This is a genomic window from Vibrio sp. Vb1729, from assembly GCF_033338655.1.
Lineage (GTDB): Bacteria > Pseudomonadota > Gammaproteobacteria > Enterobacterales > Vibrionaceae > Vibrio > Vibrio alginolyticus.
Genome location: NZ_JAWOTB010000014.1, coordinates 13,177 through 36,424 on the forward strand (window position 1 = coordinate 13,177; position 23,248 = coordinate 36,424).

A 23,248-nucleotide genomic window follows, 5' to 3' on the forward strand; every position below is an offset into this window, starting at 1 on the left:
GGCGATAGTTCCTTTATCGAGAATCTTATCCCTGCAAGGGTTTTTAGCGTATGGGACTATTGTGCGTGGCATATTTGACAAGTCAACTCGAGCCACGACTCGAAAATGAGAGTGACTCTCGAAATATTAAGCAGTTTGACGTTTAACTGTGTAGATTGCTAACCGCATCTTCTAATAACAGTAGCTGCTCTAAGCCCTGCTCAGTTGCTAATGGCTTAACGACATTAAGCATCTGCAACATCCCTTGCTTCACCATTTGCTCGGTAATGTTGGTTTTTGAAGCCATCGCGGATTGATACGCCAACCAACTACACGCAATCAAGTGCAATGTACATACCAATGACTTCAACTGTTGTTGATCGACATTCAACAGCTTCATCGTTACGAACTCTTGCATAATAGCAATGAGGTTCGCTTGCAGCTTCTCTTGCACATCGATGTACTGTTCGTGTAGCTGTTCATCTCGTGACAAGATTTCTGGTAAGTTTGCGTAGAAAAAGCGGTATTTCCACATCAAGGTAAAAATAGAGTCTAGGTAGCTCTTCAGCATAGTCAGGCTCTCTTGCGAACCTTGAATAGGGGTAAATCTTTCTAAAAGTTCTGCTGAATAAAGCGCAAAGATCTCGCGAACGATTTCTTGCTTATTGCGGAAGTGGTAATACAGATTACCAGGGCTAATTTCGATGTGATCGGCAATGTGATTGGTGGTGATGTTGCGCTCACCATGTTGGTTGAACAACTCCAGTGCCGCGTAGACGATTTTGTCGCGCGTTTTCATTGTTATCGTGTTCCCTCTTCATTAACGAATCGAGTATAGCGACTTCACCAACCTAGGTCGATAGAGGCTCCAAATACGGTAACATAACAGACCAGTTAAGATGCCAGTTGAGTTGGCGAAAAGGTCTAACCAAGAAGTTTGTCGCCCTACATACCCTTGCAACCACTCAATAACGGCGCTGAATAGCAAAATACTAATCGCCACCGCCCAACGTTGACGCCAACGCCACACGCAAAAACAACCTAAAAACGCAAAGCCGCTGTACGCCATAGCGTGCTGCATTTTGTCGAGATACGCGATATTGCCCCAGTCTTGCAGTTCACCTGAACTCAGAGATAAAAAAGCGATCAATATGGCGTAGCTAAAGATGACGAAACGTGCAGCCGTCAGGTTCATTGGACGTCCTTATGCAATTGGAAATGGAAAGGCCGTCACTTGATCAATGTGGTCACAGCCTAGCGCCAGCATGATCAAACGATCGATACCCAACGCGACCCCTGCACAATCTGGCAACCCTGCTTCCAGTGCAGAGATCAGATGATAATCGATCGGCTGTGGTTTTAAACCCATTTCGATACGCTTTGCGTTATCTTGTTCAAAGCGCGCTAATTGCTCTTTCGGGTTATCCAGTTCATGAAATCCGTTCGCCAGCTCTATCCCCTTAAAGTACACTTCAAAACGATCCGCGACGCGATGATCTTGAGGATTGATTTTCGCAAGCGCCGCCTGTGATGCAGGGAAGTCGTACACAAAAGCCGGCACGTCCTGACCAATTTTGTTTTCTACTCCCACGCTAAATAGTAGTTGCAGCAGCGTATCGCGATCTTCTTCTGGCTCAGCAATGTCACTCAAACCCAGCTTGCTTGCCGCCGCTTTCAGCTCAGTCATCGAGCCTTCCAGTGGACACACACCCAACACATCAATGAAGGCTTGCTGATACGTCATGCGCTGCGCTGCGCCACACTTCAATACCAGCTGCAACAGGTCATCCATTTCATCCATCAATTTATGATGGTCAAAGCCAACGCGATACCACTCCAACATCGTGAATTCAGGGTTGTGGTAGCGACCATTCTCTTCATTACGAAATGCTTTGTTGATTTGATAAATACAACCGCTGCCCGCAGCCAAAAGGCGCTTCATATGGAATTCTGGGCTGGTCATAAAAAACAGCTTACTGCCATCGGCATAGCCTGGGCCAACAAACTCGGTTTGGAAAGTATGCAAATGGATGTCAGTCACGGTTGCGTGACTCATGGCTGGCGTATCGACTTCCATCACCTGTCGGTCAGCGAAGAATTGTCGAATCGACGCGATTAACGTCGCACGTTGACGAAGTTGGTCAATGGAAGCAGTAGGTTGCCAGTTGGTTTGCATAACAAGTCTCTCAAACTTTAATTCAGCGAGGAAAGGCTCATTCTACATGCTTTTTACTCTTCAAGAAGAGAGGAATATCCCTTCTTCTTTTTACTAATGTGCTCGCCAATTTGAGGCAAGAATTACTCGTGCCGCAGAACAAAAAACACTCAGTTAAAATCCTATTATCCATGCGGTTAATGTCACGCAACACGGGTTTAACATCCCTAATGTTAATGCTTGAGGACCAAAACCTCGATGCCGTGATAGCAGTCACATAACCTATAATTTCTATGCCCTTAAGTGCATTACCGAAGCAAAAACCCAATTACATCAATTTTTCTGCCATGTGGCTCATCTACACTAACCCTACTACTTTTGGGGAGTTCTTTTTAGGGAGCGCCTCGTAATGACAATAACAAGCGGATTTCCGCAATCACACACTGGAGGATAACTGTGCAAATTATCACCACAGATATCGCAGTCATCGGCGCAGGCGGCGCTGGTCTTCGTACTGCTATTGCAGCGGCTGAAGCAAACCCAGACTTAGAAGTCGCTCTGATTTCTAAAGTTTATCCAATGCGCTCCCACACGGTCGCTGCAGAGGGTGGCTCAGCAGCAGTTATCAAGGATGAAGATAGCTTAGACAACCACTTCAACGACACTGTTGGCGGTGGTGACTGGCTATGTGAACAGGATGTTGTTGAATACTTTGTAGAGAACGCGACTCGCGAAATGATCCAAATGGAGCAATGGGGTTGCCCATGGAGTCGTAAAGAGAACGGTGAAGTCAACGTACGCCGCTTTGGTGGTATGAAGGTTGAACGTACTTGGTTCGCTGCAGACAAAACTGGCTTCCACATGCTTCATACGCTATTCCAGACATCAATGAAGTACAGCAACATCAAACGTTTTGATGAGTACTTTGTGGTGGATCTGCTTGTTGATGAAGGCGAAGTTCAAGGTCTGATTGCTATTCACATGTCTGAAGGCGAGCTTGTTACTATCAAAGCAAAATCTGTTGTTCTAGCAACAGGTGGCGCGGGCCGTGTTTACCACTGTAACACCAACGGCGGTATCGTAACGGGCGATGGTATGGCAATGGCTTACCGTCACGGCGTTCCTCTACGTGATATGGAATTCGTTCAATACCACCCAACCGGTCTTCCTGGTACAGGTATCCTGATGACGGAAGGTTGTCGTGGTGAAGGCGGTATCATCGTTAACAAGAATGGCTACCGTTACCTACAAGATTACGGCATGGGTCCTGAAACTCCAGTTGGCCAACCGAAGAACAAATACATGGAACTGGGTCCTCGTGACAAAGTTTCTCAAGCTTTCTGGCACGAACAACAGAAAGGCAACACCATCAAACACCCACTGGGTGACGTGGTGCACCTAGACCTTCGCCATCTTGGTGAAGAGTACCTACAAGAGCGTCTACCGTTCATCTGTGAGCTAGCAAAAGCTTACGTAAACGTGGACCCTGCAAAAGAGCCAATTCCAATTCGTCCAACCGTTCACTACACCATGGGTGGTATTGAAACGGACGGCGGATGTGAAACTCGCATTAAAGGCCTATTCGCGGTGGGTGAATGTGCGTCTGTTGGTCTTCACGGTGCAAACCGTTTAGGGTCTAACTCACTGGCTGAGTTCGTGGTATTTGGCCGCGTAGCGGGTGAAAACGCAGTGAAACGCGCAGCAGAATTCAAAGGTTGGAACGACGCGGCAATTGACGCGCAAGTCAAAGCCGTTGAAGAGCGCATCGCGAAACTGATGAACCAAGAAGGCGACGAAAACTGGGCAGAAATACGCACAGAAATGGGCCACACCATGGAAGCGGGCTGTGGTATATACCGCCAAGAAGATTTGATGCAAGCGACTATCGACAAAATCACTGAGTTGAAAGAACGCTACAAACGCATCAGCATCAAAGACAAAGGTAAAGTGTTCAACACAGACCTTCTATACGCAATCGAAGTGGGTTACGGCCTAGAAGTCGCAGAAGCGATGGTTCACTCTGCGATTCTACGTAAAGAGTCGCGCGGCGCGCACCAACGTCTAGACGACGGTTGTACAGAACGTGATGACGTGAATTTCCTAAAACACTCACTTGCTTTCTACAAGCCAGAGTCAGCACCAAGTATCGATTACAGCAATGTGACCATCACTAAGTCACAGCCAAAAGCTCGTCTATACGGTGAAGCAGCAGAAAAAGCAGCGGCTGAAGAGAAGAACGCAGAGGAGCAAGCATAATGTCAGCAAATCGCATTCAAAAAGTAGACATCCTGCGTTACGACCCAGAGAAAGATGCAGAACCATACAAGCAAACATTCGAAGTCCCATTCGATGAAACCATGTCTGTACTTGACGCACTTGGTTACATCAAAGACCACCTAGACAAAGATCTGTCTTACCGTTGGTCTTGCCGTATGGCGATCTGTGGTTCTTGCGGCATCATGGTGAACAACGTACCGAAACTTGCTTGTAAGAGCTTCCTACGTGACTACCCAGACGGTGTGACTATCGAGCCTTTAGCGAACTTCCCAATCGAGAAAGACTTGATTGTTGATATGACGCCATTCATCGAGCGCCTAGAAGCAATCAAACCATACATCATTGGTAACGATCGTAAACCAGAAGACGGTACGAACTTGCAAACGCCAGAACAGATGGCGAAATACAAACAGTTTGCTGGCTGTATCAACTGTGGTCTGTGCTATGCAGCATGTCCTCAGTTTGGTCTTAACCCAGAGTTCATCGGTCCTGCTGCACTAACGCTAGCCCACCGCTACAACCTAGACAGTCGTGACAACGGTAAAGATGAGCGCATGAAGCTTATCAACGGTGAAAACGGTGCTTGGGGTTGTACGTTTGTTGGTTACTGTTCTGAAGTTTGTCCGAAGAACGTTGACCCAGCAGCGGCAGTAAACCAAGGCAAAGTGGAGTCTTCTATGGACTTCGTGATTGCTATGTTGAAACCTGATGGTTCACCAAAGAAAGTGGAGGCATAAGGATGAGCAATCGTAAACCTTACGTTCGTGAAGTAAAACGCACTTGGTGGAAGAACCATCCTTTCTACCGCTTCTACATGCTACGTGAAGCTACGGTGCTTCCGTTAATTCTATTCACTCTGTTCCTAACTTTCGGTTTAGGTTGCTTGGTGAAAGGTCCTGAAGCATGGCAAGGTTGGTTAGCGTTCATGGCGAACCCAATCGTAGTCGCAATCAACATCGTTGCACTACTCGGTAGCCTATTCCACGCTCAAACTTTCTTCAGCATGATGCCACAAGTAATGCCAATTCGTTTGAAAGGCAAACCAGTGGACAAGAAGATCATCGTATTGACTCAGTGGGCCGCGGTTGCGTTCATCTCACTGATCGTTCTCATCGTGGTGTAAGGAGCTGAGCAATGAAACCGAATTATAGTGTAAACACATCACCAAAACGTTCTGATGAGCCAATCTGGTGGGGTCTGTTTGGCGCAGGTGGTACTTGGTTCGCGATGATCACGCCAATCACCGTTCTTGTGCTAGGTATCTTGGTCCCACTAGGCGTGATTGACGCAGAAGCGATGAGCTACGAGCGTGTCTCTGCCTTCGCAACCAGCATCATCGGTGCGCTATTCATCATTGGCACGCTAGCATTGCCAATGTGGCATGCAATGCACCGTGTACACCACGGCATGCACGACCTTAAATTCCACACTGGTGTGATTGGTAAAATTGCATGCTATGCATTTGCAGGCCTCATCACTGCACTAGCAGTTATCTTTATCTTCATGATTTAAGAGACTGACCAAAAAAGAAAAAGCTGGCTAAATGCCAGCTTTTTTATTGCTTTGGGTTACCCATGATCTTTTTGCTTTTTAAGCTTTTGACCACCCATGATCTTATTGCTGTGCGACCTTCTTTGTCTGGTCCATAAGACCCAGAGCACCAAAGCCAGTAATCACATCTAGGTTTGTTTTCAAGCCCGTTTCGTCACTTCCACCGATGTAGTTTTGTGGCATCTGAACTTGGAAGTTTTGCAAGTTGTTGTACAACGAGTTCGCTACGTCTCGATTTAATTCCGCCAAGTAAACTTCACGGTTTGCTCCTAACGCCGCATACTTACCTTTTAGGACTTCAGATTCTGCGCGACCTTTCGCTAATATCGCTTTCGCTTCAAACTCTGCGGAAAGTGCGTTTGCTTTTTGAATCGCTAAGTTAGCCTCGGCGATAGCTAGCTCTTTCTCCTTCTCGACTTCAGCAAGTCGTTTGGTTTTTTCCACTTCAACGATTTCACGCTCTGCAATCTGACGCGCCACTTCCACTTCTTTTTGTTGAGCAATAATTGCGAGTTCTTTACCACGCTGGGCGTCTTGCACCTCACGTGTTCGTTGAATCTCTTTGCGTAACTGCTCGGTCTCTGCCTGTGCTTTCGACGTTTCTTGTTCCTGAATCGCGCGAATACGATCCGCCACTAAACGCTTTTTATCTGCCAATAGCTGATCTAATTGCTTTTCTGGCTGCGGGTCACCAATGGTCACCTGCGTCACTTGAATACCGTATTGTTGTAACGGATTGTCTTGACGAATCGGTTGCCCGGTTTTGTCTACGACAGGTACGGTTTTCCAAACCAGTTGATTGGTGCGCTGTAATTGGTTCGGATTAGCTTGATTCGCCCCAACAGGCGCAAGATCCAACTCTTCCACTTCAACCTGACGTCGCTCTGTTAGATAAATCCCCTCTCGTAACTGATCGCCAAGTTTCGATTTGAACTGGTTCAAACCACCTTGGAAAAACTCTTCACCCGTGTATTGGGTTGCGGTAATCACCGTTACGTTACGTGCGTTCTTTACAAGCAGCGCATCGATCAAGTTACTGTTGTTGCGGAACTCTTTATGCATCTTCTTCACCGCTTCAGGGTCATTACTAAGCTTAAAGCGGAATGTTACGGGGATCTGACCAATATAGGTGTCGGCAAATCGAACCTGAATCGCATCAAGACGTTGATAAAAATCTTCGCCCTTGCTGTTACCGAATGACACGGTGATCACTTGATCATACTTGGTGATTTTGGACAGAAATGGCATACGAAAATGAATGCCAGGTTCAGTAAACACATCCAACTCACCAGTAATATTATTCTGATGCACGTAGCTGTAACCCGCATCGGTCATCAGCACCGAGCTATTAATCGTTAAGCCTATTGCCAACAGCGGTACGCCAAATACGGCTGCTTTTAATCCTTTATGTAGTAACTGACGTCTTTCTTCCACCTTTAAACCCCTTCCTAAACCTCTGCTTTCCATTTTGTTCTCCTTTTTGGATTGTTACTGAGTTAAATCGATAAAAATCAGATTGCTATGCAACTCAGCGACAAGTACTAATGTATCAAAATGTTACATTAAGGAATAATCGACAGATTCATGGAATAAATAAGATTTTTACGAATAATACAAAATCATCAAAAATTTGCGGAGGATATCGATGTTTTACGCAGAGGGATTAAAAGAGAAGAATCACAGGCAATAAAAAAGGCCGCCGAAGCGACCTTTCTAACAATCATATAAAGTGCTTACTTCACACGACCTACGTATTCAGCAGTACGAGTATCTACGCGAATCACTTCACCAATTGAGATGAACAGAGGAACACGAACAACAGCGCCAGTTGATAGCGTCGCTGGTTTACCGCCAGTACCTTGAGTATCACCTTTCAGGCCTGGGTCTGTGTCTACAACTTCTAGCTCAACGAAGTTTGGTGGAGTAACAGTAATTGGGTTACCGTTCCAAAGAGTGATCATACAAGTGTTGTTTTCTACCAACCACTTAGCGTTTTCACCTACCGCTTTTGCATCCGCTGCGATCTGTTCAAACGTTTCACTGTTCATAAAGTGGTAGAATTCGCCGTCTGAATATAGATAATCTAGGTCGATATCCATTACGTCTGCCACTTCACAAGTGTCACCAGACTTGAATGTTTTCTCTAGCACTTTACCAGAAAGAAGTTTACGAATTTTAACACGGTTGAACGCTTGGCCTTTACCTGGTTTAACGTATTCGTTTTCCAGAATTACACAAGGCTCGTTATCAAGCATTAACTTAAGACCGCCTTTAAATTCATTGGTGCTAACTGTAGCCATTTTTTCCTCTTACATTCTTAGAGCTAAATTCAATGCCGCACATAATAACCCGAAAAGTCGAATCTGTTGAGCAAAACTGGCTCAAACAGTTGGCGAATGGGATCTCTGATCCTGCAAAATTGCTCGAAATACTGGAAATTGATCCTTCACCGTGGCAAGACGGGTTTGCCGCGCGCAAGCTGTTTGCACAGCGTGTACCGCAAAGTTTTGTCGATAGGATGGAGAAAGGCAACCCTAAAGACCCTCTTTTACGTCAGGTTTTACCACTGAGCGACGAATTTGAGGTGCATCCGGGTTACTCCAATGATCCATTGGAAGAGCAAGACAATGAAGTCCCTGGCCTGCTACACAAGTATCGCAACCGCGCCCTGATGATTGTCAAAGGTGGCTGCGCGGTAAATTGCCGTTACTGTTTTCGTCGTCACTTCCCTTATCAAGAGAACAAAAGCGGGAAACAAGCCTGGACCAAGTGCTTAGAGTACATGGCACAACAACCAGAGTTGAACGAAGTCATCTTCTCAGGTGGTGATCCATTAATGGCAAAAGACGATGAGATTCATTGGCTTTTAGAGCACATTGCTCATATTCCTCACATCAAACGTCTGCGTATTCATAGCCGTTTACCTGTGGTGATTCCAGCTCGAGTCACTGATGAACTATGCCAACTGCTGCAAGCATCAAGGTTACAAATCATCCTCGTCACTCACATCAACCATGCCAACGAAATCAATGACGAATTTGCTGAACAGATGTTCAAGCTCAAAAGAGCGGGCGTTACGCTTCTAAACCAAGGCGTTCTGCTGAAAGGCGTGAATGATTCGGTAGAAGCTCAAGTGGCATTAAGTGAGGCCTTATTTGACGCGGGTATCTTGCCTTATTACCTCCACGTTCTTGATAAGGTGCAAGGCGCAGCGCACTACTTTATTTCGGACGAAGAAGCGAGAGCTATTATGCGCGGACTCATCACGCGTGTATCGGGTTATCTGGTGCCAAAACTCACACGAGAAATTGGTGGCAGGCCAAGTAAAACGCCGTTGGATTTGCATTTAGAATAAGCTCCAACGCTCAATTAAATTTGTCGTCTAGATTGATTATTTTTGTTCGCTTTGCACGGTAAGTCTATGCATACTCCGCACTTTTGGAGGTCAAGATGCATACTGCATTCGAACAAATTTTCGATCTTGGCCCATTCAGTTGGCCTGCCCTACTATGCTGCGCCATTAATGGGCTCATGATCGGTATAGAGCGCCAAACTCGTGGTAAACCGGTTGGCATTCGCACAGCAATACTAATTATTTCAGGCACCTACCTGTTTATGTCGATGGCCGTGTCGTTATCGCCAAATACACTTGATCAAGCACGAGTGCTTGGTCAGATCATTACTGGCGTCGGCTTCTTAGGCGCTGGCGTTATGATGACACTTGATGGAAAAATCCATGGCGTAACATCCGCGGCTGTAATATGGGTGCTAGCAGGTTTAGGTTTGATGATAGGTTTGGGTTATTTAACGCAGTCGGTGGTTATTACTCTCCTGACATTAACCGTGTTGTTAGGTGTGGATAAAGCAGAAAACCACATCAAAGCATTACGCCGCGGTGTTCATCAAAGAATTCAACAACGCAAAACTTCATCACGATTAATTAAATAGTTAACGCTCCGAGAAACTCGCTTCATCCCATCTGTAATTAAAAAGCCCTCGACGAACATCGAGGGCTTTCTGTATATAAAGATTCTGACTTTCTCAGGGATTACTTAGCAAAGTTGATGAGTGGGAAACACTTGAAGAAACCGTTATCCGCACAGTTCAAAAGACCAATTTGCACGCCATCGATTTGATCGGTCATGTTGAAGAAACCAAACTGGAAATTAGACTTCTTAGAGATACTCGCTAAGCCCACATCCGCCATGGTGTAGCCTTCAGAATAGTTCACCGCGCTCCAGTTCAAGCCTTTTACGTTGTTCGTAATGTTAACAGCACCCAAGTTAACACCCGTCGTCTGACCTTGGTTCCAGTTAACTAAGCCTAAAGACGCGCCTTTCATTTCTTGATTTACTTTTGCTGCACCAAAAAACAGACCGAAGTTCACACCTGTCGTACGATCCGTTTCTGACATACCAAGCAGTGAAAAGTCGACACCTTTAACCTCATTTACCTGCCCATGCAACACAGCTAAACGAACGCCACCTACTGAAGAATTAGAGGGTGCGTTTGTGTTATCGATAGTAGAGAACATCACAGGTGTACTGTCGGCAAAAGCAACAGGTGATACGATAGCGGCTGCAACCGCCAATGACGTCATAAGCTTTTTCATTTTCATCTCCATGATGGGAAGCAACAATTTACAACATAGTGTAATGTTCAGATTTTGCTCTGTCCCCGTTCAAAAAGTGTTAGCAATAGGTCAGATTTAACCATCTGACTCAAAAGAAAAAATATTTCTCTTCGATTTTTTGCTTCTGAAATGGCGCTTTTTACGCTCAAAAGTTTCATGATAAGCCACACCAGAACGTCATGTTTCTCAGGTGACACGCATAAAAAAGTCGAGGCATCTGCCTCGACTTTTAAGGGTTTGGTCGGTTATCTTTCCGCTATAAGGTTTCCCTAGAGCGATGAGATAAGCTGGCTGTCGGGTAGCAGCGACGCATTACTGCGCCACCGCCCCCTAAGAACCGTACGTGCGAGTTTCCCCGCATACGGCTCAAGCCTTTATAAGCCCGTACTTGCGTACGAGCCAGCAACAAAGATAAGCACTTCAATTAATGAAGTAGCGTCTCTCCGAATTTCTACTGATTATCACTCTTGTAAGCAAACCAGAAGACTACACCCACTAAGGCGATAGTTACTAACAAGCCTAACAGCCAGTACCACATATACATGACGAACCTCCTTCCTATTCAAAACGTATTGTAGGGATTACCGTCAGAATCGACATCGATACCTTTGTGACCCATCATAGGTAGCCCCGTGGCTGGATTGTAGGATTTTCGTTTACGACTAACCCTAGGATGATTGTGTGCGTTGTCCTTCACAAACCTAATTACAGTTATAAGCAGGAACACGCTGAACGAAGCCAAAGCAAACTGCCAATGCACGAAAGTAACCCCAAGCCAAAATACTAACGCTGCAAAGCGATTTTTATGGATGAGGTTCAATAAGCGCATGAGCCAGAACACAATAGGAATGGCCATAACGCCCCATCCCCAAACTGTGTCAGTTACCATAACAAAACCCAATAACAGGAGAAACAGCCCAAAAACATTTACTAGATGTCTCATGACGCTCTCCCTACTGTTGGTTTTTCATTCAGTTGATTTGAGTCTATCTCAAGTTCCTTTTCGAGAGTAGCCCCCTCTGAATGTTGTCTATGGTGCAATTGCCTGTGACAGTTAATATGCAACATCATCAAATTCGAGCTTATGTCCGTGCCGCCATCCACTCTTCTGACGATATGGTGAATATCCCATTCATCTTCTGAGTGAAACTGCTGGTGACACACCGCACATTTGTAGTCTTGTCTTTCGACAATCTTCCATAGCTTCCAGTTACCCGCCAAAGATTTCTTCAATCTTTGCATTTTCAGACGCTCAAAATATTGCTCGTCTTCCGGTAGGTAACAATTCGCTGTTGCCCGAATTTTCACATGTTTATCAACTTTCACTCTCGCTGCACTCAGCAAGCGGTAGTGACCGTCTTCCCCTTTCGGTTTCGGTGCGCTGAATACCCAGTTTCTATCACCCACTGTTTTAAAGTATTTGTCTTTAATCCAGCGCTTACGGCGATTCGAATGTATTCGGCGGCACCACTGCCATATCATTTTCCAGATCCTGTAATCGATATACTTGAATGTCTCACTCGCACATACCCAGCGATGGTAGTTACACCATCCTCTGATCATCGGATTCAACTTCACTATCACCGCTGAAGCTGGCACCGTTTTATGGCTGTTGAGATAATCTCGTATACCGCGCAGAAAATTCTTCACGTTTTTCTTTGACGGCTTGATCAACATCTTGCCGTCGTATTTACGCAAATTCTGTCCAAGAAAGTCGAACCCGTCGTCTATGTGCGTAATCAGCGTTTTTTCTGCTGACAATTGCAACCCACGTTCTGCCATAAAGGCTTCAACTATTGGTAAGACCTTATCTTCTAGTAGCTCTTTCGAGATCCCAGTGATGATAAAGTCATCTGCATAGCGCACATAATTGACCTTAGTTTTGTAACTGGCTTTCGTGTTCTTCTTCCCGAAGTGGGATTCGAGCACCGTTTCCAGTCCGTCTAAGGCCATATTAGCGAGTACAGGTGAGATAATCCCACCTTGCGGTGTACCCGCCTCCGTCGAGTTAAACTTCCCAGATTCCATGAATCCGGCTTTCAGCCACTTCTTGAGTATCGCCTTATCCAAAGGAATATTGGCGATAAGCCAATCATGGCTGATAAAGTCAAAACACCCTTTGATATCCCCCTCCAGTACCCAACGGGCACTAGCCTTGCGGCTGAGGTTCACGAAACATTGTTCGATCGCATCAGCACAAGAGCGATTAGGGCGAAAGCCATAGCTGTTTCGATCCGCCGTGGTTTCCGATATAGGTTCAAGAGCTAACAGGTATAGTGCCTGCATTGCTCTATCACGCATGGTTGGTATTCCCAGCGGCCTACGCTTGCCATTAGCTTTAGGAATATAGACTCGCCTCAACGGCCTAGGCTTATAACCTTTACGCGTCAGCTGATCTATGGCTCCCCACTTCAAAACCGGAGTGTTCCAAATTTCTCCATCAACACCCGGAGTGTTTTTCCCTCTGTTTTCGGTGACACGCCGAATGGCTATCACCTTGGCAGCAAACGAACGAGTTAACATACGTTGCAGTCGTTTGACTTGTCGCCAGTCAGATTTTTTCGTTGCCTTTGCGATCCGTACCTGTAGCCCTCTCACCTTACGATACATTAGTGACCAGTCGATGCTGTGCCACTGCTGTGTCTGGTGGGAGGATGCAGATACGTCAATTTGCATTGAAGTATGCACCTTGCTTTCCTCCATTAACGATAAGTTAATCAAACAACACAAGGCGCATCTGTACCCTATAGGGCAGAGATTTACCCTATGAGGCTTGAGTTTGTTGCTGTCAGTACCCGAAATCCTCAAATAGGAAAGGTAATGTCCACGATTGGACTCTGACAGTTTCAATTACCGTAAAACTTAACGGCTTTACTGATTTTCACACAATTAAAGACCAAGCAGACGTGGGCCCCGTTTCCGGTGAAAGCACGTTGTCTTTCTATCCAGCTCATTACAACCTGGCTTTCGCTTTTTCTGCTCTCCTATGCCCGCACCCTCGACAGTTTCTCTTGCGAGTTACCTGCCTATTGATAGGCAAGGATACGGGGTTTCCGAGTTCCGTTTTCATTACATGAATTACTTAGGTTCTACCTATCCACCGATGGCGCATGAGTCAGCGTATCCCCAGATGTAAAAGAGATAACCGGCCATATACCTTTTGGTCGGAGCGTTAGTGACGAGTAATCCTCCCAAAGGGATAATTAATCGACACGACAATAGCGTTACGCTCATCGCGGCTGACGGTGTTTATCAGTAGTTCACTTACGTTAACCATATAACCCAGCCTAGCCCCTAAACCGCCTGCTATTAGCGATTGTCTTAACCTTCACTTCGCAGCAAGGATTAACCACTTGCGTGGGGGTACATTATCAGGAAGCTCCGCACACCGCGTTACCGCAGATGCACTATCCCTAGGCTACTATTGGCTGAACAACAGGTCTTACTATCCAATAACCTACCCGTACGAGTAAGAGATTGGTTAAGACAATAATGAAAACAGCTTCGCACCGTGCAGGTGGCTCAAGCTTAAATAAGACACGAATATTCCCGTTACTTCACAGTCACTGATAGCGCTGCTTCAACGTATATCATTCGCCTAAAGCGAGGGACACAGACTTTCGCCCATGCCTAAAATCGGACCTCTTACGAGGACCGATATTCGGGCTTGGGTTAAGCCCGAATATCGGGTTTTATTTATTTACTATTTCGGCGGGTGGGATAGTAACCACAACATAAAGTTAGTGGTTACTATGGACGTAGCCCGCTCGGCTAGCTACCTACGCGACTCTCGTCGCACTACATCATGCCGCCCATACCGCCCATGCCACCCATGCCGCCCATGTCAGGCATCGCTGGCGCGTCTTTTTGCGGTAGGTCAGTAACCATCGCTTCAGTTGTGATCATCAGACCTGCAACCGATGCTGCGAATTGTAGTGCAGAACGAGTAACTTTAGTTGGATCTAGGATACCCATTTCTAGCATGTCGCCGTATTCGCCTGTTGCCGCGTTGTAGCCGTAGCTACCTTCACCCGCTTTCACGTTGTTCGCAACAACTGAGTCTTCCTCACCTGCGTTCTTCGTGATTTGACGGATTGGCGCTTCCATTGCACGTAGTGCAACGCGGATACCAACGTTTTGTTCTTCGTTGTCACCCGTTAGGTGAGCAATCTTAGATGCCGCGCGGATAAGTGCAACACCACCACCAGCAACAACACCTTCTTCAACCGCTGCGCGAGTTGCGGCTAGCGCATCTTCTACACGGTCTTTCTTCTCTTTCATTTCAACTTCAGTCGCAGCACCAACTTTGATTACTGCAACACCGCCAGCCAGTTTAGCTACGCGCTCTTGTAGTTTCTCTTTGTCGTAGTCTGAAGTTGCGTCTTCGATTTGTTGACGAATCTGAGCAACACGGCCAGAGATCATCTCTTCTTCACCGATACCATCGATGATAGTCGTGTTTTCTTTCGTGATAGAAACACGCTTCGCTTGACCTAGATCTTCTAGTGCAACTTTTTCTAGCTCTAGACCGATCTCTTCAGAAATCACAGTACCGCCAGTTAGGATAGCGATGTCTTGTAGCATTGCTTTACGGCGGTCACCGAAACCAGGTGCTTTCACAGCTGCAACTTTTACAATGCCACGCATGTTGTTCACAACCAATGTTGCTAGCGCTTCGCCTTCTACATCTTCTGCAATGATAAGCAGTGGACGAGATGCTTTCGCGACAGCTTCTAGCGTTGGAAGAAGCTCACGAATGTTTGAGATCTTCTTATCAACAAGAAGAATGAATGGGTTTTCTAGATCAACACTGCCTGATTCTTGGTTGTTGATGAAGTAAGGAGACAGGTAACCGCGGTCGAACTGCATACCTTCTACTACGTCTAACTCGTCTTGTAGCGCCTGACCTTCTTCAACCGTGATAACGCCATCACGACCCACACGCTCCATTGCTTCTGCAATGATATTACCTACGCTTGCGTCTGAGTTTGCAGAGATAGTACCAACCTGCGCGATCGCTTTTGTGTCGTTACATTCAACAGAAAGCTCTTTTAGTTGCTCAACTGCCGCGGCAACAGCTTTGTCGATACCACGCTTAAGATCCATTGGGTTCATGCCCGCTGCGACTGCTTTTAGACCTTCGTTAACGATAGATTGTGCTAGTACCGTTGCTGTTGTTGTACCGTCACCCGCTGCGTCGTTTGCTTTAGACGCAACTTCTTTAACCATTTGTGCGCCCATGTTCTGGAATTTATCTTCCAGCTCGATTTCACGCGCTACTGATACACCATCTTTAGTGATAGTCGGTGCACCAAAAGATTTGTCTAGAACGACATTACGTCCTTTAGGACCCAGTGTTACTTTTACTGCGTCAGCCAGAACGTTTACACCTTCCAGCATTTTAACTCGTGCGTCATTACCAAATTTAACGTCTTTAGCAGCCATCTTTGATTTCCTTTCTAAAATTCTTTGTGTGTAATTTCGTAATTGAATCTGAGCAAAAAATTACTCAATGATTGCTATTATTCAACGATCGCCATGATGTCGTTTTCAGACATGACAAGCACTTCTTTACCGTCGATTTTTTCAGTTTTTGTACCGTAACCTTCAGCGAAGATAACGGTATCACCGACTTTAACGTCTAGTGGCAGTACGGTGCCGTTTTCTAGGATGCGGCCTTTACCCACAGCTAGAACAATACCGCGAGTCGATTTTTCTGCAGCAGAACCAGTCAGAACGATGCCACCAGCAGACTTAGATTCAACTTCTTTACGTTCAACGATAACTCGGTCATGTAATGGACGAATGTTCATCGGTCGTCTCTCCTGAAAATTTCCATGTTTATTTGATAATTGTCCTTAGGGACTGTAGCCCCAGACACGTGATCCCTATATAAGGGGTCGAAGCAGCGATCCCAAGGGGGTGGCACAAAATTTTTGTGACTTAGTTAAAATAACGAACAACTAGGCAACGGTTTGCGTTAGAAATGCTCACTCGCTCGGCATCTCGCTTTCTTGTATCCTTGCAGTTTGCTCACCAGATAGTTGTCACACATGCAGGAAAATAACAAGCTGGAACCCCAAGCGACCGATAAGCATGGTTTGTTGACCGCACCCATTCCTGAAACGCTGCGGAAAATGACCGTACCCATGACCATGGGCATGATCGCGATTTTGATGTTTAACTTGGTCGATACCTTCTTCATCTCGTTATTAGGCACTCAAGCGCTAGCGGCTATCAGCTATACCTTCCCTGTCACCTTTGCGGTTAACTGCATTACGATGGGGATTGGGATGGGACTATCGACCAATATTGGTCGCTTGCTTGGGCAAGGTCATGCACCACAAGCTGCACGGTTCACCACCCACGGTTTGTTATTAGCCGTGTTACTTGTGGCTATCGCGTCTTCTATTGGCTTTACCACCATTGCGCCATTGTTTCGTTTTCTTGGTGCGTCTGATGATCTCATCCCTCTTATTGAGCAGTATATGCAGGTCTGGTATCTCACCATTCCTCTGCTAGTGATCCCAATGGCGGGCAACAGTGCTATCCGAGCTACTGGCGACACAAAAACACCAGCAAAAGTCATGATGTTGGCTGGTTTGATTAATGGCATGCTCGATCCATTGTTGATTTTCGGTTATGGCCCTTTTCCGGAACTTGGCATTCAAGGCGCAGCCATAGCAAGTGCCTTTAGCTGGTTAGGTGCTTTGTGTGGCTCATTCTATGTGCTAATTAAACGGGAAAAATTGCTTGCTCAACCCCAATGGGCTTTGCTGAAACAAGACTGGCAACAGACACTAAAAATTGGTACCCCTGCAGCGTTATCAAACGCGATGAATCCGTTGTCCGGTGCCATTCTGATGATGCTGTTATCCAACCACGGTACAGCGGCGGTTGCTGCTTACGGCGCAGCGCAGCGTATTGAGTCCATATTGATTTTAGTATTGATGTCGCTGACCTCTGCCCTCACACCGTTTATGGCACAAAATTTAGGAGCCAAACAACCGCAACGAGCCTTTTCCGGTTTATTTATTAGCATGCGTTTTGCAGTGGTATTCCAAGGGTTTATCTTCTTGATGATGGTGCCACTGAGCATTCCTCTGGCTGCGCTGTTTTCTCAGGAAGATGCGGTGAAAAACCTGCTTTGGCATTATTTACTGGTGGTGCCATTTAGTTATGGCTTCCAAGGCATCGTAATGATGTTAGTCAGTGGTTTGAATGCGATGCACAAGCCATTGCGTGCATTCCAGTGGAGCTTTATGCGGCTGTTCATTTTTACCTTGCCATCGGCGTGGGTCGGGAGCCAAATCTACAGCATTGAAGGCTTGTTTATCGGTATCGCGGTTGGGAATACGTTGGGTGGGCTACTGGGCTACTTGTTTGCGCTGCGCGAGCGAAAATTAACGCTCATAGAGCAGAGCAGCGTGTCTTAACACTCGTCTATCACTAGTTTCTTTTTGTTGATTCTCAAATACAACAAAACCGCGGAAAGCCGCGGTTTTGTTTATCTATTTCAAGCTTGCTTAGAACAACTCTTCAGCAACTTTGTATAGATCGTTGCGTACTGGACGCTTCATGTTTTCGATTGCGTCGATGATATCGTGGTGAACAAGTTGCTCTTTCACGATACCTACACAACGACCACCATGACCTTCGATCAATAGGTGAACAGCGTAGTTACCCATACGAGATGCTAATACGCGGTCAAATGCAGTTGGACGACCACCACGTTGGATGTGACCAAGTACTGTTGCACGAGTTTCACGACCTGTCGCGGCTTCGATGTCACGTGCTAGTTCATTAGCATCCATCATTAGCTCAGTAAGCGCGATGATCGCGTGTTTCTTACCTTTAGCGATACCATCTTGGATGTTGCTGATCAGCTTGTCTTTGTCTAGACCAGTTTCCGGAGTGATGATGTATTCACAACCGCCCGCAATTGCAGACATCAGAGTCAAATCACCACAGTGACGGCCCATGATTTCTACAATTGAAATGCGTTGGTGAGATGAAGAAGTATCACGTAAACGGTCGATTGCATCGATAACGGTGTTTAGTGCACTTAGGTAGCCCACAGTGTAATCCGTACCTGCGATATCGTTGTCGATTGTGCCCGGAAGACCGATACATGGGTAACCCATTTCAGTCAGTTTCTTCGCACCCATGTACGAACCATCACCACCGATTACCACTAGTGCATCGATACCATGTTTTTTCAGGTTCTCAATCGCTTTTTCACGAACTTCCACTTGTTTAAATTCAGGGAAACGTGCAGAACCTAGGAACGTACCACCTTTGTTGATCACATCTGAAACGCTAGAACGATCTAGCTTCTCGATGCGGCCTTCGTATAGGCCTAGGTAGCCGTCGTACACACCGAATACTTCCAATCCTTCGGATAGTGCTGTACGTACTACGCCGCGTATCGCAGCGTTCATACCAGGTGCGTCACCGCCACTTGTTAAAACACCGATCTTCTTAATCATGCTCACCCTCGATCTTTGGCAATCAATTATTTAATTTTCTTTTAGGCCCCTTGTTACCAAGCAACCTGCATAATCCAGAACTGTGCGTTATGTTACATTTCCTCTACAGGATTACCAATGAAAACGCACTTTTTTATGTAACTTTTCTACTTATGTAAGAGTATTACAGTTTCTCTATGAAACTTTGTTGATTCATATCAGGATCACGAATCTTAATAAGTATTGATGGAAAGATAGTCAATAAGTACCTGTTTGTCGTCGGGCACTGATGGATTTTTCAAGCCGACCAATCTTGTGCTTTCTGCTCTTTCTCTGGTCCGAAAACGACAGACAATGGATCTTGATGGATCAATACATCCGCATCAGGAAACAGATCCAATAAATTATCTTCCACTTTATCAGCGATGTAATGCGCCTCAATTAATCGTAAGTTATCGTCTAGCTCTAAATGCAACTGTATAAAGCGCGTCGGTCCGGACATTCGCGTGCGTAACTGATGCACGCCCAATACCCCTTTTACGCTCAAACAAGCTTGGTTAATTTGCTCAAGCTCTTCATCGGGCAACTTTCTATCAAGTAAGGTTTGAATCGCTTCGCTGACCATTTTGAAAGCGCTATAAAGAATGAAGACACCAATACCAATCGCAAACACAGCATCCGCTTGAGTCACTCCAAAATAACTGAGCCCCAGAGCCACCATGATCGCAGCATTCATATACAAGTCAGTCTGATAATGCAGAGAATCCGCCGCTATTGCTTGGCTCCCCGTCACGCGAACCACATGTTTTTGGAACATCACCAAGCCAAGTGTGACCACAATCGCAAACAGCGATACATACACACCTAACTCCGGTGCGTGTAAAGCATGTGGGCGGAAAAATCGGTCAATCCCGTTAAGAATCAAAAATACTGCCGAGCCCGAAATAAACATTGCTTGGGCTAGGGCCGCTAAGGACTCAGCTTTACCATGTCCAAACGTATGTTCGCGGTCTGCCGGTTGTAAGGCGTAACGAACCACCACAAGATTCACAACCGAAGCCGCGATATCTAACATGGAGTCAATCAATGACGCCAATAAGCTCACTGAGCCGGTTACCCACCACGTGATGACTTTTACTATCAGAAGAAGCGTCGCCACAATGGTTGCAGTCCAAGCGGCGGTCGTAACTAAACGTGCGTATTGCTGTTTCATAATCAAAGAGTTAACTAAAACCATACGTTGAGTATATTGAATGACCATGAAATAACCAGATCAAAAAGAGGCAACCAATGGCTGCCTCTTTATATAACATCAATTCATGACTTAATTATTGCGCGACTTTTCCATGCGCTTGTGCATTCTGTCGCCACACTCTTGCATACGTTCATTTTGTAGCTCAACAAATTTCGCTTTCTGCTCAGGTGTTAATACGCTAAGCATTTGGTGCTTTCTTTCTAGCATTTGCACGCGACGTTCCGTTTGGCGCTCAACCATCTCTTTTGCTAATTCGCTAGCTTGAGCTTCATCAAAGTTATCCGCCAGCAAAAGCGATTGTACTTTTGCGTGATGCGCTTGACGCTCAGCCATACGTGCTTCTTTGCCATCAGCGAATTTTGCTTTCATTTCTGCTTTGTTTGCTTCACGCATTTCTTTTAGCTGATCTTTTTGTGCATCAGTCAGGTCTAGTTGACGCATGACACCTCGGTCCATACCCATGCCGCATTCGTCACGAGGACCTTTATGATGGTTTTTACCACCGTAAGCGAATGCGCTTGCGGCGCCAAGAGTAAGAGGTAGAACAACAGCAGCTAACACAAGTTTTTTTGCAGACTTCATAATACGATTCCTTACACAGGTGAGTGGTTCTTCTGAGCTGTTCTCACAGCGCTTGAGTATAGAATACGACCCGCTAGGTAAAGCGACGTATAGGGAGCGTAAAGAATCGTAAAGAGTGATTTTTCTCCTCTTCGTTGCGCATCATTCCAATGTAATATTAGGCTATCGGTAACTTACTATAGGTGCCCCCATGGCAAACATTCTTTTAATCGATGACGATATCGAGCTAACCAGCTTATTAAAAGAAGTACTCAGTTTCGAAGGGTTTGACGTCAGCGAAGCAAATGACGGTGAAGCCGGCTTAGCCGCGATCAATGATAAGATTGATTTGATTTTGTTGGATGTCATGATGCCAAAACTCAATGGCATGGAAACGCTGAAACGCTTACGTGAAAATTGGGAAACTCCCGTCTTGATGCTGACCGCTAAAGGGGAAGAAATTGATCGCGTGATCGGCTTGGAACTGGGCGCGGACGACTATTTACCAAAACCTTTTAGTGACCGAGAGCTGTTAGCGCGTATCCGCGCGATTTTACGCCGCACTAGCAGCACACAAAAAAATACCAAAAACAGCGATTGCATTGAGTATCAAGAAATCCGCCTCTATCCCGGTAAGCAAGAAGCGTATTGTGAGCAACAGTTACTCGATCTCACAGCAACCGAGTTTGCGCTACTCACCCACTTCGTACAAAACCCAGGACAAGTGCTGACCAAAGAGACACTGAGCTTAGATGTGCTTGGTAAACGACTCGCTGCTTTTGATCGCGCTATCGATATGCATGTCTCGAACTTACGTAAAAAATTACCAGATCAAAGCAATGGCAAGCCGCGAATTAAAACCCTGCGTGGTCGTGGCTACATGCTGCTTGAGGAGGATTAATGCGCCTATCACGCATCAAACTGCCAAACATCAATAGCCTGTATGGACGCATCTTTGCCATTTTTTGGTTCACCATGTTATTAGTATTGATAGCCGTGCTATCACTGCCACATTTGGACCCACGCAAAGCTCGCGATATTCCAGAAGAACACTACAAACGTATGGTAGAAACGCGTGACTCAATCCAACAAAAATACAGCCAGCAAACTGATTTAGGCCGCATACTTTTTCGTATCGAGGGCAACCGCCACGGCAAGCACGACCCTCGCCCACGAGTGTTTTTTTCTGACTACAGCGGTAATGTTCTTACGACAGAAAAACGCAGCAATTTTCAATTGCGTGCCATGCAAAACTTTGTCACCAGTATCGAAGATTACAATAATCCAAAGCAGAAGCTGTATGGTCGATACATGATTGCGGGCCCAATTCCTATCACTTTGGCAGGTTCCGATATCTTGATGTACGTGGGCTTCAAGTGGAATGAGCCACCACCTCTACTCCTGCGTCTGTTTGATCACCCATTCCAGCTCTTGCTTGCGGTCATGTTGGTTAGTACACCATTGCTGTTATGGCTTGCTTGGGCTTTGAGTCAGCCTGCACGTCGTCTTGAAGCCGCTGCTCAACGTGTAGCGAAAGGTGAATTTGTCACAGACCCTAATTTAGAAAAAGGCACGGCGGAGTTTCGTCAAGCAGGTAGCAGCTTCAACCAGATGGTCGAAGCGGTTAATCAGATGATTTCAGGACAACAACGTTTGCTATCCGATATCTCTCACGAGCTGCGCTCACCTTTAACTCGTCTGCGCATGGCAAGCGCATTAGCGACGCGTAAACAAGGCGAAAGCCCAGAACTGACTCGTATCGATACCGAAGCGCAGCGCTTGGAACAGATGATCAGCGAACTACTAGAGCTTTCTCGCATGCAGGCGAACAGTCATATGACTCGCGAAACACAGCCACTAGAAAGTTTATGGGAAGAAATCATTAAAGATGCGCAGTTTGAAGCAGAGCAAATGGGCAAACAGCTACACTATTCAGAATTACCTAAGCGCGATATTTCCGGTAACCCTAAACTGCTGATGAGTGCGGTGGAAAATATCGTTCGTAACGCCATTTACTACGGAAAAGATGAGGTACAAATCGACATCAAAGCCGATGACGATACGCTTCGTATCACGGTTGACGATAATGGAGAAGGTGTACCAGAAGAGGAACTGGCCGCGATTTTTCGCCCGTTTTATCGCGTTTCGACTGCCCGCGATCGCCACTCTGGCGGCACAGGTCTCGGCCTAACCATTACCGAAAGTGCCATTCGCCAGCACAGTGGCACGATCGCAGCCAGCCGAAGTCCTTTAGGCGGATTGCGTATGAGTATCACCTTACCGATCAATTGTTAGTCTCAATTTGATGAACTAACAATAATTCGCACCATATTTCTAGAGTGAGTGATTCACAGCCCCACCCTCACTTT

22 protein-coding genes are annotated in these 23,248 nt (G+C 46.0%); 9 read left to right on the forward strand and 13 right to left on the reverse strand.

The features are described from left to right. Positions 1 to 142: 142 nt before the first annotated feature. The 3 genes from R7E29_RS09245 to epmA are packed head-to-tail and all read right to left on the reverse strand — an operon-like array spanning position 143 to position 2,155. Positions 143 to 778: a TetR/AcrR family transcriptional regulator gene (locus tag R7E29_RS09245; protein WP_005381480.1), complete on the reverse strand. Its 636-nt coding sequence runs from the start codon at positions 776 to 778 to the stop codon at positions 143 to 145. Between the two features lie 21 nt (positions 779 to 799). Then, entirely contained in the window at positions 800 to 1,174 is a 375-nt protein-coding gene (locus R7E29_RS09250; protein ID WP_258631112.1) for a VanZ family protein, read from the reverse strand. Positions 1,175 to 1,183: 9 nt separating this feature from the next. Further along, complete coding sequence (gene epmA / locus R7E29_RS09255) at positions 1,184 to 2,155, reverse strand: elongation factor P--(R)-beta-lysine ligase (RefSeq protein ID WP_005381485.1); 972 nt, start codon at positions 2,153 to 2,155, stop codon at positions 1,184 to 1,186. A gap of 435 nt (positions 2,156 to 2,590) precedes the next feature. On the opposite strand from epmA, the gene frdA reads away from it, so the two are divergent. The 4 genes from frdA to frdD are packed head-to-tail and all read left to right on the forward strand — an operon-like array spanning position 2,591 to position 5,923. Further along, positions 2,591 to 4,390 (forward strand): fumarate reductase (quinol) flavoprotein subunit, encoded by a 1,800-nt coding sequence (frdA, locus tag R7E29_RS09260; RefSeq protein WP_005381487.1) that lies wholly within the window; start codon positions 2,591 to 2,593, stop codon positions 4,388 to 4,390. Then, positions 4,390 to 5,148: a succinate dehydrogenase/fumarate reductase iron-sulfur subunit gene (locus R7E29_RS09265; RefSeq protein WP_005381489.1), complete on the forward strand. Its 759-nt coding sequence runs from the start codon at positions 4,390 to 4,392 to the stop codon at positions 5,146 to 5,148. The genes frdA and R7E29_RS09265 overlap by 1 nt, the downstream gene beginning before the upstream one ends. Before the next feature lie 2 nt (positions 5,149 to 5,150). Next, positions 5,151 to 5,534 (forward strand): fumarate reductase subunit FrdC, encoded by a 384-nt coding sequence (frdC, locus tag R7E29_RS09270; protein ID WP_005381491.1) that lies wholly within the window; start codon positions 5,151 to 5,153, stop codon positions 5,532 to 5,534. Between the two features lie 11 nt (positions 5,535 to 5,545). Continuing rightward, positions 5,546 to 5,923, forward strand: a complete 378-nt coding sequence (gene frdD, locus R7E29_RS09275) for a fumarate reductase subunit FrdD (RefSeq protein ID WP_005381493.1) — start codon at positions 5,546 to 5,548, stop codon at positions 5,921 to 5,923. Between the two features lie 102 nt (positions 5,924 to 6,025). Here the strand turns inward: frdD and R7E29_RS09280 are convergent, their stop codons facing one another. Beyond that, a complete protein-coding gene (locus R7E29_RS09280) occupies positions 6,026 to 7,429 on the reverse strand; it encodes an SPFH domain-containing protein (RefSeq protein WP_005386397.1) in 1,404 nt (467 codons plus the stop codon). Positions 7,430 to 7,695: 266 nt separating this feature from the next. Then, positions 7,696 to 8,262 (reverse strand): elongation factor P, encoded by a 567-nt coding sequence (gene efp, locus R7E29_RS09285; RefSeq protein ID WP_005381500.1) that lies wholly within the window; start codon positions 8,260 to 8,262, stop codon positions 7,696 to 7,698. A 32-nt stretch (positions 8,263 to 8,294) separates the two neighbouring features. Here efp and epmB point away from each other — a divergent pair, with 32 nt between their 5' ends. Both epmB and R7E29_RS09295 read left to right on the forward strand, forming a co-directional pair. After that, the gene (epmB, locus tag R7E29_RS09290; protein ID WP_225455802.1) at positions 8,295 to 9,317 is read left to right on the forward strand and encodes an EF-P beta-lysylation protein EpmB; all 1,023 of its coding nucleotides are present in this window, start codon (positions 8,295 to 8,297) and stop codon (positions 9,315 to 9,317) included. A 95-nt stretch (positions 9,318 to 9,412) separates the two neighbouring features. Beyond that, the gene (locus R7E29_RS09295) at positions 9,413 to 9,910 is read left to right on the forward strand and encodes an MgtC/SapB family protein (protein ID WP_005381504.1); all 498 of its coding nucleotides are present in this window, start codon (positions 9,413 to 9,415) and stop codon (positions 9,908 to 9,910) included. A 100-nt stretch (positions 9,911 to 10,010) separates the two neighbouring features. On the opposite strand, the gene R7E29_RS09300 is transcribed toward R7E29_RS09295, so the two are convergent. The 5 genes from R7E29_RS09300 to R7E29_RS09320 all read right to left on the reverse strand — a co-directional run bounded on the left by R7E29_RS09300 (position 10,011) and on the right by R7E29_RS09320 (position 16,408). Further along, positions 10,011 to 10,574 carry a VC2662 family protein gene (locus tag R7E29_RS09300; protein ID WP_213973482.1) on the reverse strand — a complete coding sequence of 188 codons (564 nt, stop codon included), beginning with the start codon at positions 10,572 to 10,574 and terminating at the stop codon, positions 10,011 to 10,013. A 583-nt stretch (positions 10,575 to 11,157) separates the two neighbouring features. Continuing rightward, positions 11,158 to 11,538 carry a hypothetical protein gene (locus tag R7E29_RS09305; RefSeq protein WP_021024079.1) on the reverse strand — a complete coding sequence of 127 codons (381 nt, stop codon included), beginning with the start codon at positions 11,536 to 11,538 and terminating at the stop codon, positions 11,158 to 11,160. After that, positions 11,535 to 13,271, reverse strand: a complete 1,737-nt coding sequence (ltrA, locus tag R7E29_RS09310) for a group II intron reverse transcriptase/maturase (RefSeq protein WP_258631119.1) — start codon at positions 13,269 to 13,271, stop codon at positions 11,535 to 11,537. The genes R7E29_RS09305 and ltrA overlap by 4 nt, the downstream gene beginning before the upstream one ends. 1,122 nt (positions 13,272 to 14,393) lie before the next feature. Further along, positions 14,394 to 16,040, reverse strand: a complete 1,647-nt coding sequence (groL, locus tag R7E29_RS09315) for a chaperonin GroEL (RefSeq protein WP_005381509.1) — start codon at positions 16,038 to 16,040, stop codon at positions 14,394 to 14,396. Positions 16,041 to 16,117: 77 nt separating this feature from the next. Further along, entirely contained in the window at positions 16,118 to 16,408 is a 291-nt protein-coding gene (locus tag R7E29_RS09320; protein WP_031855216.1) for a co-chaperone GroES, read from the reverse strand. 240 nt (positions 16,409 to 16,648) lie between these two features. Between R7E29_RS09320 and R7E29_RS09325 the strand changes: the two genes are divergently transcribed. Next, positions 16,649 to 18,031 (forward strand): MATE family efflux transporter, encoded by a 1,383-nt coding sequence (locus tag R7E29_RS09325; RefSeq protein ID WP_017635565.1) that lies wholly within the window; start codon positions 16,649 to 16,651, stop codon positions 18,029 to 18,031. Positions 18,032 to 18,121: 90 nt separating this feature from the next. Here R7E29_RS09325 and pfkA read toward each other — a convergent pair whose 3' ends face one another. From pfkA to R7E29_RS09340, 3 genes are all read right to left on the reverse strand, one after another. After that, on the reverse strand, positions 18,122 to 19,084 hold the full coding sequence (gene pfkA, locus R7E29_RS09330; RefSeq protein ID WP_005381521.1) for a 6-phosphofructokinase: 963 nt from the start codon (positions 19,082 to 19,084) through the stop codon (positions 18,122 to 18,124). A 277-nt stretch (positions 19,085 to 19,361) separates the two neighbouring features. Continuing rightward, positions 19,362 to 20,276: a CDF family cation-efflux transporter FieF gene (gene fieF, locus R7E29_RS09335; protein ID WP_213908169.1), complete on the reverse strand. Its 915-nt coding sequence runs from the start codon at positions 20,274 to 20,276 to the stop codon at positions 19,362 to 19,364. Positions 20,277 to 20,387: 111 nt separating this feature from the next. Then, complete coding sequence (locus R7E29_RS09340; RefSeq protein ID WP_005386388.1) at positions 20,388 to 20,900, reverse strand: CpxP family protein; 513 nt, start codon at positions 20,898 to 20,900, stop codon at positions 20,388 to 20,390. Positions 20,901 to 21,090: 190 nt separating this feature from the next. On the opposite strand from R7E29_RS09340, the gene R7E29_RS09345 reads away from it, so the two are divergent. Continuing rightward, on the forward strand, positions 21,091 to 21,780 hold the full coding sequence (locus tag R7E29_RS09345; RefSeq protein WP_005382384.1) for a response regulator: 690 nt from the start codon (positions 21,091 to 21,093) through the stop codon (positions 21,778 to 21,780). Next, on the forward strand, positions 21,780 to 23,174 hold the full coding sequence (cpxA, locus tag R7E29_RS09350) for an envelope stress sensor histidine kinase CpxA (protein WP_132937289.1): 1,395 nt from the start codon (positions 21,780 to 21,782) through the stop codon (positions 23,172 to 23,174). Before R7E29_RS09345 ends, cpxA begins: the two co-directional genes overlap by 1 nt. Positions 23,175 to 23,248 lie beyond the last annotated feature (74 nt).

What these genes read in the sequence shown, in the direction of transcription:
- R7E29_RS09245 (WP_005381480.1), bottom strand. Translation starts at nt 778, where the DNA reads ATGAAAACGCGCGACAAAATCGTCTACGCGGCACTGGAGTTGTTCAAC.
- R7E29_RS09250 (WP_258631112.1), bottom strand. Translation starts at nt 1,174, where the DNA reads ATGAACCTGACGGCTGCACGTTTCGTCATCTTTAGCTACGCCATATTG.
- epmA (WP_005381485.1), bottom strand. Translation starts at nt 2,155, where the DNA reads ATGCAAACCAACTGGCAACCTACTGCTTCCATTGACCAACTTCGTCAA.
- R7E29_RS09265 (WP_005381489.1), top strand. Translation starts at nt 4,390, where the DNA reads ATGTCAGCAAATCGCATTCAAAAAGTAGACATCCTGCGTTACGACCCA.
- frdC (WP_005381491.1), top strand. Translation starts at nt 5,151, where the DNA reads ATGAGCAATCGTAAACCTTACGTTCGTGAAGTAAAACGCACTTGGTGG.
- frdD (WP_005381493.1), top strand. Translation starts at nt 5,546, where the DNA reads ATGAAACCGAATTATAGTGTAAACACATCACCAAAACGTTCTGATGAG.
- R7E29_RS09280 (WP_005386397.1), bottom strand. Translation starts at nt 7,429, where the DNA reads ATGGAAAGCAGAGGTTTAGGAAGGGGTTTAAAGGTGGAAGAAAGACGT.
- efp (WP_005381500.1), bottom strand. Translation starts at nt 8,262, where the DNA reads ATGGCTACAGTTAGCACCAATGAATTTAAAGGCGGTCTTAAGTTAATG.
- epmB (WP_225455802.1), top strand. Translation starts at nt 8,295, where the DNA reads ATGCCGCACATAATAACCCGAAAAGTCGAATCTGTTGAGCAAAACTGG.
- R7E29_RS09295 (WP_005381504.1), top strand. Translation starts at nt 9,413, where the DNA reads ATGCATACTGCATTCGAACAAATTTTCGATCTTGGCCCATTCAGTTGG.
- R7E29_RS09300 (WP_213973482.1), bottom strand. Translation starts at nt 10,574, where the DNA reads ATGAAAAAGCTTATGACGTCATTGGCGGTTGCAGCCGCTATCGTATCA.
- R7E29_RS09305 (WP_021024079.1), bottom strand. Translation starts at nt 11,538, where the DNA reads ATGAGACATCTAGTAAATGTTTTTGGGCTGTTTCTCCTGTTATTGGGT.
- ltrA (WP_258631119.1), bottom strand. Translation starts at nt 13,271, where the DNA reads ATGCAAATTGACGTATCTGCATCCTCCCACCAGACACAGCAGTGGCAC.
- groL (WP_005381509.1), bottom strand. Translation starts at nt 16,040, where the DNA reads ATGGCTGCTAAAGACGTTAAATTTGGTAATGACGCACGAGTTAAAATG.
- R7E29_RS09320 (WP_031855216.1), bottom strand. Translation starts at nt 16,408, where the DNA reads ATGAACATTCGTCCATTACATGACCGAGTTATCGTTGAACGTAAAGAA.
- R7E29_RS09325 (WP_017635565.1), top strand. Translation starts at nt 16,649, where the DNA reads ATGCAGGAAAATAACAAGCTGGAACCCCAAGCGACCGATAAGCATGGT.
- pfkA (WP_005381521.1), bottom strand. Translation starts at nt 19,084, where the DNA reads ATGATTAAGAAGATCGGTGTTTTAACAAGTGGCGGTGACGCACCTGGT.
- fieF (WP_213908169.1), bottom strand. Translation starts at nt 20,276, where the DNA reads ATGAAACAGCAATACGCACGTTTAGTTACGACCGCCGCTTGGACTGCA.
- R7E29_RS09340 (WP_005386388.1), bottom strand. Translation starts at nt 20,900, where the DNA reads ATGAAGTCTGCAAAAAAACTTGTGTTAGCTGCTGTTGTTCTACCTCTT.
- R7E29_RS09345 (WP_005382384.1), top strand. Translation starts at nt 21,091, where the DNA reads ATGGCAAACATTCTTTTAATCGATGACGATATCGAGCTAACCAGCTTA.
- cpxA (WP_132937289.1), top strand. Translation starts at nt 21,780, where the DNA reads ATGCGCCTATCACGCATCAAACTGCCAAACATCAATAGCCTGTATGGA.